The sequence below is a fragment of the Pseudundibacterium arcticum genome (assembly GCF_042646465.1).
In the GTDB taxonomy this organism is placed as follows: domain Bacteria; phylum Pseudomonadota; class Gammaproteobacteria; order Burkholderiales; family Burkholderiaceae_D; genus Undibacterium_A; species Undibacterium_A arcticum.
In genome coordinates, this window is record NZ_JBHRTP010000024.1 from 267,227 (window position 1) to 280,498 (window position 13,272).

At 58.1% G+C, this 13,272-nt stretch carries 15 protein-coding genes; 11 read left to right on the forward strand and 4 right to left on the reverse strand.

What is annotated here, in order from left to right; translation table 11 throughout:
- The first annotated feature begins 2 nt into the window (after positions 1-2).
- Positions 3-1,235, forward strand: a complete 1,233-nt coding sequence (locus ACFOFO_RS09800; protein WP_390326085.1) for an argininosuccinate synthase — start codon at positions 3-5, stop codon at positions 1,233-1,235.
- Positions 1,236-1,516: 281 nt separating this feature from the next.
- Entirely contained in the window at positions 1,517-1,831 is a 315-nt protein-coding gene (gene ppnP / locus ACFOFO_RS09805) for a pyrimidine/purine nucleoside phosphorylase (RefSeq protein WP_390326087.1), read from the forward strand.
- 222 nt (positions 1,832-2,053) lie between these two features.
- Here ppnP and murB read toward each other — a convergent pair whose 3' ends face one another.
- Entirely contained in the window at positions 2,054-3,082 is a 1,029-nt protein-coding gene (murB, locus tag ACFOFO_RS09810; protein WP_390326088.1) for a UDP-N-acetylmuramate dehydrogenase, read from the reverse strand.
- 145 nt (positions 3,083-3,227) lie between these two features.
- Between murB and ACFOFO_RS09815 the strand changes: the two genes are divergently transcribed.
- Positions 3,228-3,713, forward strand: coding sequence for a YajQ family cyclic di-GMP-binding protein (locus ACFOFO_RS09815; protein WP_390326090.1), 486 nt, complete (start codon positions 3,228-3,230; stop codon positions 3,711-3,713).
- Between the two features lie 74 nt (positions 3,714-3,787).
- The gene (locus tag ACFOFO_RS09820; RefSeq protein WP_390326091.1) at positions 3,788-4,420 is read left to right on the forward strand and encodes a retropepsin-like aspartic protease family protein; all 633 of its coding nucleotides are present in this window, start codon (positions 3,788-3,790) and stop codon (positions 4,418-4,420) included.
- 197 nt (positions 4,421-4,617) lie between these two features.
- Here the strand turns inward: ACFOFO_RS09820 and ACFOFO_RS09825 are convergent, their stop codons facing one another.
- Both ACFOFO_RS09825 and ACFOFO_RS09830 read right to left on the reverse strand, forming a co-directional pair.
- Positions 4,618-5,406 carry a ferredoxin--NADP reductase gene (locus tag ACFOFO_RS09825; RefSeq protein WP_390326093.1) on the reverse strand — a complete coding sequence of 263 codons (789 nt, stop codon included), beginning with the start codon at positions 5,404-5,406 and terminating at the stop codon, positions 4,618-4,620.
- Between the two features lie 144 nt (positions 5,407-5,550).
- Positions 5,551-6,027 (reverse strand): RrF2 family transcriptional regulator, encoded by a 477-nt coding sequence (locus tag ACFOFO_RS09830; protein ID WP_390326095.1) that lies wholly within the window; start codon positions 6,025-6,027, stop codon positions 5,551-5,553.
- 120 nt (positions 6,028-6,147) lie between these two features.
- Here ACFOFO_RS09830 and ACFOFO_RS09835 point away from each other — a divergent pair, with 120 nt between their 5' ends.
- The 6 genes from ACFOFO_RS09835 to ACFOFO_RS09860 all read left to right on the forward strand — a co-directional run bounded on the left by ACFOFO_RS09835 (position 6,148) and on the right by ACFOFO_RS09860 (position 11,706).
- Positions 6,148-7,389 carry an NnrS family protein gene (locus tag ACFOFO_RS09835; RefSeq protein ID WP_390326097.1) on the forward strand — a complete coding sequence of 414 codons (1,242 nt, stop codon included), beginning with the start codon at positions 6,148-6,150 and terminating at the stop codon, positions 7,387-7,389.
- 76 nt (positions 7,390-7,465) lie between these two features.
- Positions 7,466-9,130, forward strand: a complete 1,665-nt coding sequence (locus ACFOFO_RS09840) for a cbb3-type cytochrome c oxidase subunit I (protein ID WP_390326098.1) — start codon at positions 7,466-7,468, stop codon at positions 9,128-9,130.
- 2 nt (positions 9,131-9,132) lie between these two features.
- Complete coding sequence (locus ACFOFO_RS09845; RefSeq protein ID WP_390331455.1) at positions 9,133-9,726, forward strand: cbb3-type cytochrome c oxidase subunit II; 594 nt, start codon at positions 9,133-9,135, stop codon at positions 9,724-9,726.
- A 51-nt stretch (positions 9,727-9,777) separates the two neighbouring features.
- Positions 9,778-10,374 carry a c-type cytochrome gene (locus ACFOFO_RS09850; RefSeq protein ID WP_390326100.1) on the forward strand — a complete coding sequence of 199 codons (597 nt, stop codon included), beginning with the start codon at positions 9,778-9,780 and terminating at the stop codon, positions 10,372-10,374.
- Positions 10,375-10,402: 28 nt separating this feature from the next.
- Positions 10,403-11,065, forward strand: coding sequence for an SCO family protein (locus ACFOFO_RS09855; protein WP_390331456.1), 663 nt, complete (start codon positions 10,403-10,405; stop codon positions 11,063-11,065).
- A 113-nt stretch (positions 11,066-11,178) separates the two neighbouring features.
- A complete protein-coding gene (locus tag ACFOFO_RS09860) occupies positions 11,179-11,706 on the forward strand; it encodes a hypothetical protein (RefSeq protein WP_390331457.1) in 528 nt (175 codons plus the stop codon).
- Between the two features lie 201 nt (positions 11,707-11,907).
- Here the strand turns inward: ACFOFO_RS09860 and aroG are convergent, their stop codons facing one another.
- The gene (aroG, locus tag ACFOFO_RS09865) at positions 11,908-12,972 is read right to left on the reverse strand and encodes a 3-deoxy-7-phosphoheptulonate synthase AroG (RefSeq protein ID WP_390326106.1); all 1,065 of its coding nucleotides are present in this window, start codon (positions 12,970-12,972) and stop codon (positions 11,908-11,910) included.
- Here aroG and ACFOFO_RS09870 point away from each other — a divergent pair.
- Positions 12,971-13,102 carry a hypothetical protein gene (locus tag ACFOFO_RS09870; protein ID WP_390326109.1) on the forward strand — a complete coding sequence of 44 codons (132 nt, stop codon included), beginning with the start codon at positions 12,971-12,973 and terminating at the stop codon, positions 13,100-13,102. The two genes, aroG and ACFOFO_RS09870, sit on opposite strands and share 2 nt — an antisense overlap.
- Positions 13,103-13,272: the final 170 nt, after the last annotated feature.

Below are 13,272 nucleotides of genomic sequence, written 5' to 3' on the forward strand. Positions count from 1 at the left end.
ACATGAGCGACATCAAGAAAGTGGTACTGGCCTATTCCGGCGGACTCGATACCTCGGTCATCCTCAAATGGCTGCAGGATAACTATCAATGCGAAATCGTCACCTTCACCGCCGACCTCGGCCAGGGTGAAGAACTGGAACCGGCGCGCCAGAAAGCGATAAAGTTCGGCATCAAACCGGAAAACATCTACATCGACGACGTGCGTGAAGAATTCGTGCGCGACTTCGTGTTCCCGATGTTCCGCGCCAATACCGTGTACGAAGGCGAATACCTGCTCGGCACCTCAATCGCACGGCCGCTGATCGCCAAGCGCCTGATCGAAATCGCACGCGAGACCGGCGCCGACGCCATCTCGCACGGCGCGACCGGCAAGGGCAACGACCAGGTGCGCTTCGAACTGGGCGCCTATGCGTTGATGCCGGGCGTGAAGATCATCGCCCCGTGGCGCGAATGGGATCTGCTGTCGCGCGAGAAACTGCTGAAGTATGCGGAAGATGCCGGCATCGAGATCGACATGAAGCACAAGAAAGGCGGCGCGCCGTACTCGATGGACGCCAACCTGCTGCACATCAGCTTCGAAGGTCGTCACCTCGAAAACCCGAGTTCGGAAGCCGAAGAATCGATGTGGCGCTGGACCGTCAGCCCGGAAGCGGCGCCGGATCAGGCCGAGTACCTCGATATTGAATACGAGAAGGGCGACATCGTCGCGCTAAACGGCAAGCGCCTGTCGCCAGCCGCAGTGCTGACCGAACTGAACCGGCTCGGCGGCAAGCACGGCATCGGCCGCCTCGATCTGGTGGAAAACCGCTACGTCGGCATGAAATCACGCGGCTGCTACGAGACCCCGGGCGGCACCATCATGCTGCGTGCGCACCGCGCGATCGAATCAATCACGCTCGACCGTGAAGTCGCGCATCTGAAGGATGACCTGATGCCACGTTACGCCGAGATGATCTACAACGGCTACTGGTGGGCGCCGGAACGTGTCGCGCTGCAGACGCTGATCGACCATACCCAACAATCGGTCAACGGCTGGGTCCGCATCAAGCTGTACAAGGGCAATGTGATCGTGGTGTCGCGCGACTCGAAGACCGATTCGCTGTTCGACATGAACATCGCGACCTTCGACGAAGACGGTGGCGCCTACAACCAGGCCGATGCCGGCGGCTTCATCAAGCTCAACGCACTGCGGCTGCGCATCGCAGCCAATGCGCGGGCCAAGCGCGGAAAGTAAGCAGGGCTGCTCGGCTATCGCGATTGAAAAAGGGTCCGGTGGACCCTTTTTTTGGGCTGCGCGTGCCGTCGCATGGGTGCAACGCAGCGGCGATCGAACTGAATGGATGGGTTGCACCCATTCTACAACTGACGTCCTTGCCATCAGGCAATGTACAACCGACACTTGGCGCGGGATCAAACTCGCGCCGGCAACGCACTGGTAGCATACGAAACGAATGCAGGCAAATCCGCCGCGTCACCGTTGTCAAATGCGCGGCATCAACTGAAGAAGAGGTAAAAATGAGCACCCAATTCGACCATGTGTCCGTGATCAAGAAATCGAATATCTATTTCGACGGCAAGTGCGTTTCACATAACCTAATCTTCCCTGACGGTACGAAAAAAACCATCGGCGTGATTTTTCCGTCAACACTGACCTTCAGCACCGAGGCGCCGGAGCTGATGGAAATCGTCGGCGGTAAATGCCGCGTCCGGCTGCAAGGGGAAGAAAAATGGAACGAATACGAGGGTGGCCAGAAATTCAAGGTCGCGGGTAATGCGCGGTTTGATATCGAGACGGTCGAGACACTTGATTACGTGTGTCACTTCGGTTGACGCGACACGACTGGATCGAATCAATCGGAAATCGGCTGGAATGCGGGCGGCATTGCGGCACCCGCAGGGCCGCTGGCCAGATCGTTCGCTCGATTTATACTGCCAGCAGTATACTTAAACACCGCCGGAATAAATGCGGTAACCCGCCTATTTTTACATATACCCCCCAATAATCCGCTTAGCAGTGGTAGTCGGCGCGGCCACGCCGCGGCGACCGCGCGCCTAAACAAATATTGGTTCCGGCTCCAGCCGCACCCCAAAACGGGCCTGCACATCGGCCGCAATCGCGGCGGCGAGTTGCGTCACGTCGCGACCGGTCGCGCCGCCGCAATTGACCAGCACCAGCGCCTGCTTTTCATAGACCCCGGCCGCGCCGAGCCGTTTGCCCTTCCAGCCGCATTGATCGATCAGCCAGCCGGCCGCCAGTTTGATGCTGCCATCGGGTTGCGCGTAGCTGACCAGTTGCGGGTGCTCGAGCAGTAGCGCATCGCGCCGGGCAGCCGAAATCACGGGATTCTTGAAGAAGCTGCCGGCATTGCCGATTTGCGCCGGGTCCGGCAGTTTGCGGCTGCGGATCGCGATCACCGCATCGCTGATATCGCGCGGGGTGGGCGCCTGCAATGCCCGCGCCGCCAGTTCGTGCGCCACGTCGGCATAGCGGATATTCGGCTGCCAGCGTTTCGGCAGCGCAAAGGTGACGTCGAGAATGATCGCGCGCTCGCGCAGCGCCTGCTTGAACACGCTGTCGCGGTAACCGAACTGGCAGGCGGCCTTGTCCAGCGTGAAAATCCGGCCGGTTTCCCGATCGAATGCGCTCACCGCATGAAAACAATCCTTCAGCTCCGCGCCATAGGCGCCGATGTTCTGGATTGGTGCAGCGCCGACACTACCCGGTATCAGCGACAGATTCTCGAGCCCGCCCCAGCCCTGCGCCAGCGTCCACTGCACGAAGCCAGCCCAGGACTCCCCGGCCGCCGCCCGCACATAGACCGCATCCGCATCCGCGCCGATGACCGCGATGCCCTCGATCATCATATGCATTACCAGGCCGGGAAAATCGCCGGTCAGCACGATATTGCTGCCACCACCCAGCACCAGCCGCGGCAAGCCGTCGAGGCTGGCGTCGTGCGCGATGTCGGCCAGTTGCCCGGCCGCCGTGATGCGCAGATAGGCCGCCGCGCTGGCCTCGATACCGAAGGTGTTGAGTCGGCGCAGCGAAAAATCGCGCTCTATTGTGAGTGGAACTGTCATAGCGCGCCGATTATAGATGGAAATCAGTTGGAAATGCGCCGGACAGCGGGATAGCCACCCGGTATGTTGTCCGTTAAAATGGCCGATTGGACAATGCAGCAGACGCTGCGCGGTGAAATAACACAAGACAAGTAAAGGAAACATCATGCCATCGTTCGACGTTGTATCAGAAGCCAATATGGTCGAAGTCAAGAATGCACTGGAACAGTCGAATAAGGAAATTTCGACCCGTTTCGATTTCAAGGGCAGCGACGCCCGGGTCGAACAGAAAGAACGCGATCTGACCGCCTACGCCGATAGCGACTTCCAGCTCAGCCAGGTGCGCGATGTGTTGACCAACAAGCTCACCAAACGCAGCGTCGACGTGCGCTTTCTGGACATCGGCAAGATTGAAAAAATCGGCGGCGACAAGGTCAAGCAAGTCATCAAGATCAAGAACGGCATCGAATCGGAGGCCGCGAAAAAAATCGTCCGCATCATCAAGGACAGCAAGATGAAGGTGCAGGCCAGCATCCAGGGCGAAGCGGTGCGCATCACCGGCGCCAAGCGTGACGACCTGCAGGCGGCGATGGCGCTGCTGCGCAAGGAAGTTGCCGATCTGCCGCTGGAATTCAACAACTTCCGCGACTGACATCCGGCGGCGATGGCAGCTAACCGCAAGCCGGAAACGCGGCAGATGCCGGACCGGCTCACCGAAAGAATCGAATGCGCATCATCCCCCTGATGACCTGCCTGTTGCTGCTGGCCGGCACTGCTGACGCCGCCGACATCGGCGTAGTTGGCCTGTTTCCCGGCAAGGCGGTGCTGGTGATCGACGATGCGGCGCCGAAGACCTATGCGATCGGCAACACCATTGCCGAAGGCACGCGCCTGGTCGCCAGCGATGGCAACAGCGCCACCGTCGAAGTCAATGGCAAGCGCCAGACCCTGGTCATTGGTCAGCACGCAAATCACACCATTTCCACCGGTCCCGCCAGTGTTACGCTGCAGGCCGATAGCCGTGGCCATTTCCTTGCCCAGGGCCAGATCAATGGCGGCACCATGCGCATGCTGGTCGACACCGGCGCGTCGATGGTTGCGCTGTCGGCTAGCGACGCGCTGCGCCTTGGCATCGACTACAAGAATGGACAGCGGATCACCGTCAATACCGCCAACGGCGTCGCCGCGGTGTATCGCATCAAGCTCGACAGCGTCAAGGTCGGCGATATCGAATTGCGCCAGATCGATGCGGTGATCCATGAAACCGGGCTGCCGTACGCCTTGCTCGGCATGTCGTTCCTGAACCGCACCGATATGCGCCGCGATGGCGAACAGATGACGCTGACGCGGCGGTTCTGAGGTCGCCGTGCGCCGGCGGTAACAGGTACAGACGATGATTGTTCGCCACCCATGACACCGAGTCGGACCTCGGCGCTGAGCCGAGTCGGCGAATTCCCCCCCGTCAATGCGCTAGTTCGCCACTTGCATGCAACCGATAGGCACCGCCTGTCCATTCCGGCGTGATCAAAGAATGACCTGCGAGCGGATCGCCATGGTCACCAATAATTTTCTGTCAGGAATTGACCGGGAATGACACGGCGGCACGGTAAAAATCCGCGTTGATGCAGCAGGCGACGGGCGTCTGTAATCATGTCCGGATTGCCACACAACATCACACGCGATGCTTCGGGCGTCAAGCGCATGCCTGCAGCACTTTCTAGGGTGCCGTTTTCCAGTAAGGTGGTAATCCTGCCCTTGAGCAATCCTGGCAATCCTGCGCCCTGTGCTGCAGCTTCCCGTGTCACGGATCGGACCAGCTGCAGCGTCGCCGGATCCGTGGCACATGGCGGATGCGCTTGCAACGCGACGAACTGGTCCAGATAGGCGAGTTCATTTGATCGGCGCACCCCGTGAACCAGCACGATATGCTTGAATTTTTCCCAGACGTCGCGCTCCCGCAAGATTGAAATGTATGGCCCCAAACCGGTACCCGTTGCCAGCATCCATAAGGCCTCACCGTCGACAAAACGGTCGGCCGTCATGAACCCGACGCTCTTTTGCTCGATCCAGATTGGGTCACCCGGTCGCAATACCTTGAGCGCCGTGGTAAACAATCCGCCGGGAACGACGATGCCATAGAATTCAAGATGGTCGGCGGTACTGGCCGACACGATCGAGTAGGCGCGCCATACCATTCCATCATTTACCGCGAGCCCGAGCCGTGCAAACTGACCCGGCGTGAAGCAATAACCGGGCGGGCGACTGGTTTTGAACGAGAATAGCTGGTCGGTCCAGTCAAACCAATCGCTGACGGTGACAAGCGTGGCGCGGTCATTGCTGGGCATGGCAATATTCATTTCACGATGCAATTAATTTGACATAACAATCACATGCGATGCCTTGATCAGCGCTCGCGCATCGCAACCGGCGGTACACCTGATGCGCAATTGCCGCGGCAGTCCATTGGCAATAATTCGGCACGGGCAGTCCTATTCCGATGGTTTGACCTGCTTTGGCCTCGGATGCATCTTTACCGTACTGATGGTTTTGTTGTCGTACTGGCGACCGTTCGGAATCAGGCTTGCCAGTGTCGCGCCATCGAGTACGTCAAGGTACGCTCGCGTCGCCGAACCCAACACCTGTTTCAAGGAACAGGCGGGGGAGAGGACGCACTTGTTGTGTTCGCGGTCAAAGCACTCGGCCATGTAGAAATCGGTCTCGGTGTTGCGGACCACTTCCCCAATATTGATATCTTCCGGCTCCTTGTTGAGCTTAAGCCCGCCATTGCGCCCGCGCACCGTCGCGACGATGCCGCTGGTACCCAATTGATGCACCACTTTCATCAGGTGATTTTTTGAAATGCCGTGCAGATCGGCAATGTCCTGAATCGTTACCAGGCGATCGCGGTGCAAGCCCAGGTACATCAAGGTCCGCAGTGTGTAATCGGTATACGCTGTGAGTCTCATCGGTGGTCCAGATTGCTGTGAAAATACAAAATACATATTGCGTTAAGTGGTGTAGCAGCCTATATTTCACACCAAATGCAGTATTTATTATATATGTTTAAAAAATAAAAAACTGGATTTATGCCACGAATAAACATCTCGAGCGCGGACAGCCCTGACAGTCTCGGCCGCCGCAAGCAACACTGGTGGGGCCATCCGGTACTGGCATTGGGATTCAGGCCGTTTTACCTGTTGGCGGCGGCATTTGCCGCGATCGGCGTCCCATTATGGCTGGCCGTTTATTCAGGGTGGATTCCGGTCGCACCGCGCATTAGCCTCGGCTGGCATATGCACGAGATGATATTCGGTTTTGTGGTGGCGGTGATTGTCGGCTTCCTGTTCACGGCAGCGCGCAACTGGACCAATTTGCCGACCCCGCACGGCCGGCACCTGGCGGCCTTGTGCGCTCTGTGGATCGCTGGACGCGTGGCGATGCTGATGGCTGATCCGGTCGTCGCGGCAGCCATCGATCTGGCATTCATCCCGTGTGCGGCGTGGCCGTTATGGGGCGTTCTGAGACAAGCCGGCAATCGACGCAATCTGTTGCTGATCGTCTTCCTTGCCTTGCTGAGCGTCGTCAATGGCCTGTTTCACGCGGCCAATCTTGGGTGGATCGCGGTGTCGCCCACATTGGCAATCCAAACGGCGATCTTGATTGTCGTGATGGTGGAGACGGTGATCGGTGGACGCGTCATTCCGGTCTTTACCAAAAATACCGTGTCCGGCAGCCAACCCGCGATGCGTCCGCAGCTGGACCGGGTCGCGCTGGACCGGGTCGCGCTAGACCGGGTCGCGCTGGCCCTGGTCGCGCTGACCGCGATCGCATGGCTATGCCGATTTCCCGGCGATGTAATTGCCATTGTCGCCGTGCTGGCAGCAGGCGCGCAATCGTTGCGTTTGGCGAGCTGGACGCCGCAGCGCAGCTGGCGCCATCCCTTGCTGTGGATTTTGCATCTATCCTATGCATGGATACCCCTTGGCCTGGTCCTGATCGCATTGACGGCGCTGCATATCGTGCCCGAGAGTAGCGCCTTCCATGCGCTGGCGATTGGCGCGATGGCAGGACTGATCATCGGCATGCTGACCCGCACCGCGCTGGGCCATACGGGTCGGCCGTTGCAGGCCGGGCGGCGCGAAGTGGCGATGTATGTGCTGATTCAAATCGGCGCCGTAGCGCGTTTGTGCGCCAATATCACCAGTCTCGATATCCGGGCCAGCGCATTGCTGGCCGCCACCTTGTGCTGGACCTGCGCGTTTCTGCTGTACTTGCTGGTGTATGGGCCTTACTTGTTGCATGCCAGGATCGACGGCAAGGAGGGTTAGATCAGGATGGCGGCACGCATGACACGTTCGGCGCCCTCGCTCCATCTTTCTATTCACATCACTATTTTGAATGCTCATGGATACCGTCACCCTACTCTTATCGTCATTCATTCTTTCGATTACCGGATTATTCATATTCATCTGGTCCTTGCGGAAAAGATTGTTTGACAGCAATCCGGCGGCCGCCAAAGTCATTTTTTCCGAAGGAGAAATAGGCCGGGTGGAAGAGCCTGCGGCTAGTCCGGTGCAACGTATCGGTTTGCAGAAATCGGCCGCCGATCCTGAGCTCCTGCCATTGGATGCCGCTCAAACGGCTCAACTGGAGCAAGACTTGAAAGAGCGGATGCAGGCCGATCGCTCGACTGCTTTTGTGACCTTTGTGTTTCTTTCCTGCGCCGTGGTCTGGCTGGTTCTGGCATCGTTCGCAGGACTGACCAGCTCCATCAAGCTGCATGAGCCTGATTGGCTCAATAGCGAGGCTTGGCTCAGCTTCGGCCGCCTACGGACCATTCATCTAAATGCCGTGGCCTACGGTTGGGCACCGATGGCGGCACTGGGCATTGCGATCTGGATGTTGCCGCGCCTGTTAAAGACCGAATTGCTTGGCGCACGCTTTGCGATGCTGGGTGCGTTGATCTGGAACGCGGGGCTGATTGCCGGTATCGGCTGCATTGCGGTAGGTCTCAGTGACGGCATGGAGTGGCTGGAGATTCCGTGGCAAGTCGACATTTTGCTCGTCATCGGTGGTGCCCTGGTCGGGTTGCCGCTGGTGTTTACCTTGCAGAATCGGCGCGTCAATCATCTCTATGTGTCGATCTGGTACATGGGTGCAGCGTTGTTCTGGTTTCCGATTCTATTTCTGGTAGGGAACGTCCCTGGTGTGCACTTCGGCGTCGAGCAAGCCACCATGAACTGGTGGTTCGGACACAACGTATTGGGGCTGTTTTATACGCCGATGGCGTTGGCGGCCGTGTATTACTTCCTGCCAAAAATTATCGGCCGCCCGGTGCAATCTTATAACTTGTCGTTATTGGGTTTCTGGACGCTCGCGTTCTTTTATGGACAGGTCGGCGGTCATCACTTGATCGGCGGTCCGGTGCCGGGCTGGCTGATCACATTATCGATCGTACAAAGCGTCATGATGATCGTGCCGGTGATCGCGTTTTCGGTCAATCAGCATCTGACCATGCGGACCAAGTTTGCGACGCTGATCTATTCACCCACGCTGCGATTTATCGTGCTGGGCGGCATGATGTACACCTTGAGTTCGATTCAGGGTTCTGTCGAGGCGCTGCGCAGCGTCAACACCGTCACCCATTTCACGCACGTTACCGTGGCCCATGCCCATCTGGGCCTGTACGGGTTTTTCACGATGGTGATGTTCGGCGCGATCTACTTCGTGATGCCGCGCGTGATGTCATGGGAGTGGCCGTATCCCAAGCTGATCGCCCTGCATTTCTGGCTGGTCGTCATCGGTTTTTCGATTTACTTCGTCGGTCTGTCTATCGGCGGCTGGCTGCAAGGGATGGCCATGCTCGATGCCACCCGGCCATTCATGGAATCGGTTCGGGTCACCATCCCCTATCTGAAAAGTCGCTCGGTTGGCGGCGCCATCATGACGCTTGGCCACCTGGTATTTGCATTTCATTTTGCCGCAATGGCGTTGCGCTACGGGCCACGTCGGATTGGCGCTGCACTGCTGCACGTTCCCTCTACCCCCTCATCAATGGCGGCGGCTTAACCATGGAAAACGAACTCAAACTGTTGACGGGCTCGATGGTAACGCTGGCATTGGCCACCGCTTCGCTGGTGGTAATGCCGTACATGCAATTGTCCGGTGTGAAGCCAGCGGCCGGCTTGAAGCCGTATACCTCGGCGCAGCTGCGCGGGCGCGACCAATACATCAGGAATGGCTGCATTTATTGTCATTCGCAACAGCCGCGCGACAAGGTGCAGGCGCCCGACTTTCAACGGGGCTGGGGGCGTGCATCGGTTGCCGCGGATTATTATTACGATAATCCGCACTTGCTTGGCACCATGCGCACCGGGCCCGATTTATTCAATATCGGTGCGCGTCAGCCCAGCGTCGACTGGCACATCGGTCACTTGTATCAGCCGCGCGCGTATACACCTGGCAGCATCATGCCATCGTATCCCTTCCTGTTCGAGATCAAGCCTGAGGCCGAACCGGGCGACAAGGTCATCACCCTGCCACCAGGATATAACCCGGCTGGAAAAGTCGTGGTAGCCAAGCCCGAAGCGCTCGATCTGGTGCAATACCTGATCTCGCTTGACCATACTTACCCCGCGATTTCTGCGCAGGTCATCAAAAAATAAGATCAACAAGATATCCAGCGGCAGCGCCCGTTGCACAATTGGAGTTGCACCATGGTAGAAGAATCTAAAACATCGGACCCGCAAATTCGGGAAAACCCCGATCCGCATGAAACGAATCGCCCGGTGCCGAAAAAAGTGATCGTCATCATCGTGTTGGCGCTGTCGTGGGCGATTGGTTACATTCTGATGGCGCATCCTGGCGACGAGGCGCAATGGGGTGATAACCGCACCAAGGCAGATCTGATGGCGCACTCCGGAGCGAGCACCGGGCCGGTTGATGGCGCACAGATTTATGCGGCGCAATGCGTGGCCTGTCATCAGGCCAGCGGCGCCGGGCTGCCGGGCGTATTCCCGCCACTGGCCGGGTCGGAATGGGTGCTGGCCAAAGAGAGCCTTCCTGTCAATATCTTGTTGCATGGCATTTCCGGCAAATTGACCGTGAAAGGCACCGCCTACACTGGCACGATGCCCGCGTTCAAAGACAAATTAAGCGATGCTGAAATCGCCGCCGTGCTGACCTTCGTCCGCGCCAATTTTGGCAACAAGGCCGGCCCGATTGCGGTGGCCTCGGTGCAGACAGAACGGCAAGCGGGCAAGGCGAAGACATCGCCATGGAACGGCGACGATGAGCTGGCCAAGCTGAAATGATGCTTGAGCGTTGAGCGCGCATGCTGCAATGAAAACCGTATTTGCCCTTTTATTGGTGTTGGTCGCAGGATGCGCTGCGATTTACAGAACGACCGAGGGTTTTCGTGTAGCCACCAGCGAAGATGCGCGCAGGCTATCTGTGAGCGAGCATCCGAAGGCAATTCCCGATGTTATCTTGCAGACGCAGTCCGGCGTCAGCGTGAGTCTGAGCGAGGCCTTGCGCTGCGATCGACGGGTCAGGATCGTGTCTTTCATTTACACCCGCTGCAATGCGATCTGTTCCGCGGTCGGCACCGAATTCCAGCAACTGCAGGACATCATTGAGAGACGCGGCTTGGGACAGCGCGTTGGCCTGTTAAGCCTCAGCTTTGACGAACGCGATACGCCCACCCTGCTATCGGACTATGCCAGGCGGATGCATGCCAAGCCACAGATCTGGCAATTTGCCGGCATCGCCGATGCAAAAGAACGAACAGCACTCCTTGCTGCATTCGGGATTGTCGTGATCCCCGCGCCGCTGGGAGAATTTCAGCACAATGCGGCTTTTCACCTACTCGTGGATGGGCAGCTGGCGCGCATCGTCGATTATGACGACCCCGACACTGCGCTGGCATCAGCACTGTCCTCGGCGGAGAATCCGATTGGACGCGGCAAGCCGGGATCGGGCCAGGGGAAGTCATGTGCGTTTTGAGACTGCAGTTTTCCGCCCCCGCCAGAACGACGGTATTTTTGCTGCTTGGAACGATCGCGCTGTTTGCGGCCATCGGATGTCGACAGTGGCTGGAGCGGACCATGGCACTGCACATGCTGGTGCAGATCCCGGCGATACTGAGTGCCGGTTGTTTGACCGCATTGGCTGTCGCCAATTGCACCAATTGCACCGCGCTGCACCGGAACCCGGCTTGGGCCCTCGTCAAACGCTGGCGCGCGTATGACGAACACGGTCTCACCGGCATGCTGGCAACGACCCTGTTGATTGCCTACTGGATGATTCCGAAGACGCTGGAGCACGCGCTCGTATCGCCGACAGAAGAATTTCTCAAATTTGTCCTGATATTCATTAACGGGCTGATACTTCCCGCTTCCCTGTCGCGCGCAAACAAAGTGATTCAACTCTTCTTCCTGGGAAACTTCGCCGGCATGATGGCGATCGTTGGCATGCTGTACCAGGAAGCTCCGCAGCGCCTGTGCAATTACTATCTGCTCGACGATCAGGCGTTCACAGGAACTGGACTCGTCACATGGTCGATAATCCTCCCGCTGCTGTGGTGCTGGCGATACTTTGTTGCGGTCCGCGACGGCGATGCCGCTCCATTTTTCACGCAAGATTAAAGCTGCATGTCACGATAAATTATCGTCAGCAGCCCGCCGGGACAGTATCAGGCAACTGGGCAACTGGGCGTTTTATGGCGAGCGGCCGCCAGGATGAAGCGTAAATCCGGTATTTGACAACATTATCGTACCCGGAGCGCTCATTCCTTGTGCAAAACATCGGTGCCCGTTGCATTGCAACACCGATGCCGGTCATTCCGCTTACGCGTCCGGATCCTTCAGGCGGCGTTGCTGAACCGCTTCCGCCAAGCCTTCCAGCACCTTCACACTGTCTTCCCAATTGATGCAGCCGTCGGTGACCGACTGGCCGTAGGTCAGCTCCTTGCCGGGTATCAGGTCCTGGCGGCCGGCGACCAGATGCGACTCGACCATCACGCCGACGATGCGGGTGTCGCCACTGGCGATTTGTTGCGCGATATCGGCACAGACCGGGATCTGGTTTTCCGGTTTCTTGGAACTGTTGGCGTGCGACGCGTCGATCATCAGCCGTGCCGCCAGACCGTATGCGGCAATGCCCTGGCAGGCCGCTTCGACGCTGACGGCATCGTAGTTGGGCGTCTTGCCGCCGCGCAGGATGATGTGGCAATCTTCATTGCCGTTGGTCGACACGATCGCCGAATGGCCGCCCTTGGTGACCGACAGGAAATGGTGCGGCTGCGACGCTGCCTTGATCGCTTCCACCGCGATCTTGATATTGCCATCGGTGCCGTTCTTGAAGCCGACCGGGCTCGACAGGCCGGATGCCAGTTCGCGGTGCACCTGTGATTCGGTGGTACGGGCGCCAATCGCGCCCCAGCTGATCAGGTCCGCAATGTACTGCGGGCTGATCACGTCCAGAAATTCGGTGCCGGCCGGCAGACCGAGTTCATTGATATTGAGCAGCAACTCGCGCGCCATGCGCAGGCCATCGTTGATGCGGAAGCTGTTGTCCATGTATGGGTCGTTGATCAGGCCCTTCCAGCCGACGGTGGTACGCGGTTTTTCGAAATAGACCCGCATCACGATTTCCAGCTCGCCGGCAAAGCGCTGCCGTTCCTTGACCAGCCGGTGCGCGTATTCCATCGCCGCCTTGGTATCGTGGATCGAGCACGGCCCGATCACGACCATCAGGCGGTCGTCCTGGCCATGCAGGATGCGATGCAGCGCAATCCGCGCGTCGGCAGCCGTGTTGGCGGCCTTTTCGGAGCAGCCGTATTCGCGGATCAAATGGGACGGAGGCGTCAGTTCTTTCATTTCTCGGATGCGTAAATCGTCGGTGCGGGGCATGGCGTTCTCCTGGATCAATATCGAAATTGGACAAAAAAAAACCGCCATCGCTGGCGGTTTTTTAGAAAGTTGGTTTGGGCTCTTCTACTCGAGTGCTTACCGCTTCTCCACCGCCGATGGGCTGGAATAGCTAAAGTAAAAATAAAAGTAGTGGCGCGCAGCGTGCATGTTTTCAGTCGGCTTGAATCAGATCGAGATCAATAGTGCAGTAAATTGGCGGATTTGGCAAGCGTATTGCAGAAATTTGTTAGCCCCAAGTAGTAATGTCCCCTTTGTGCAAAGTAGTAATGTCCCCTTTTC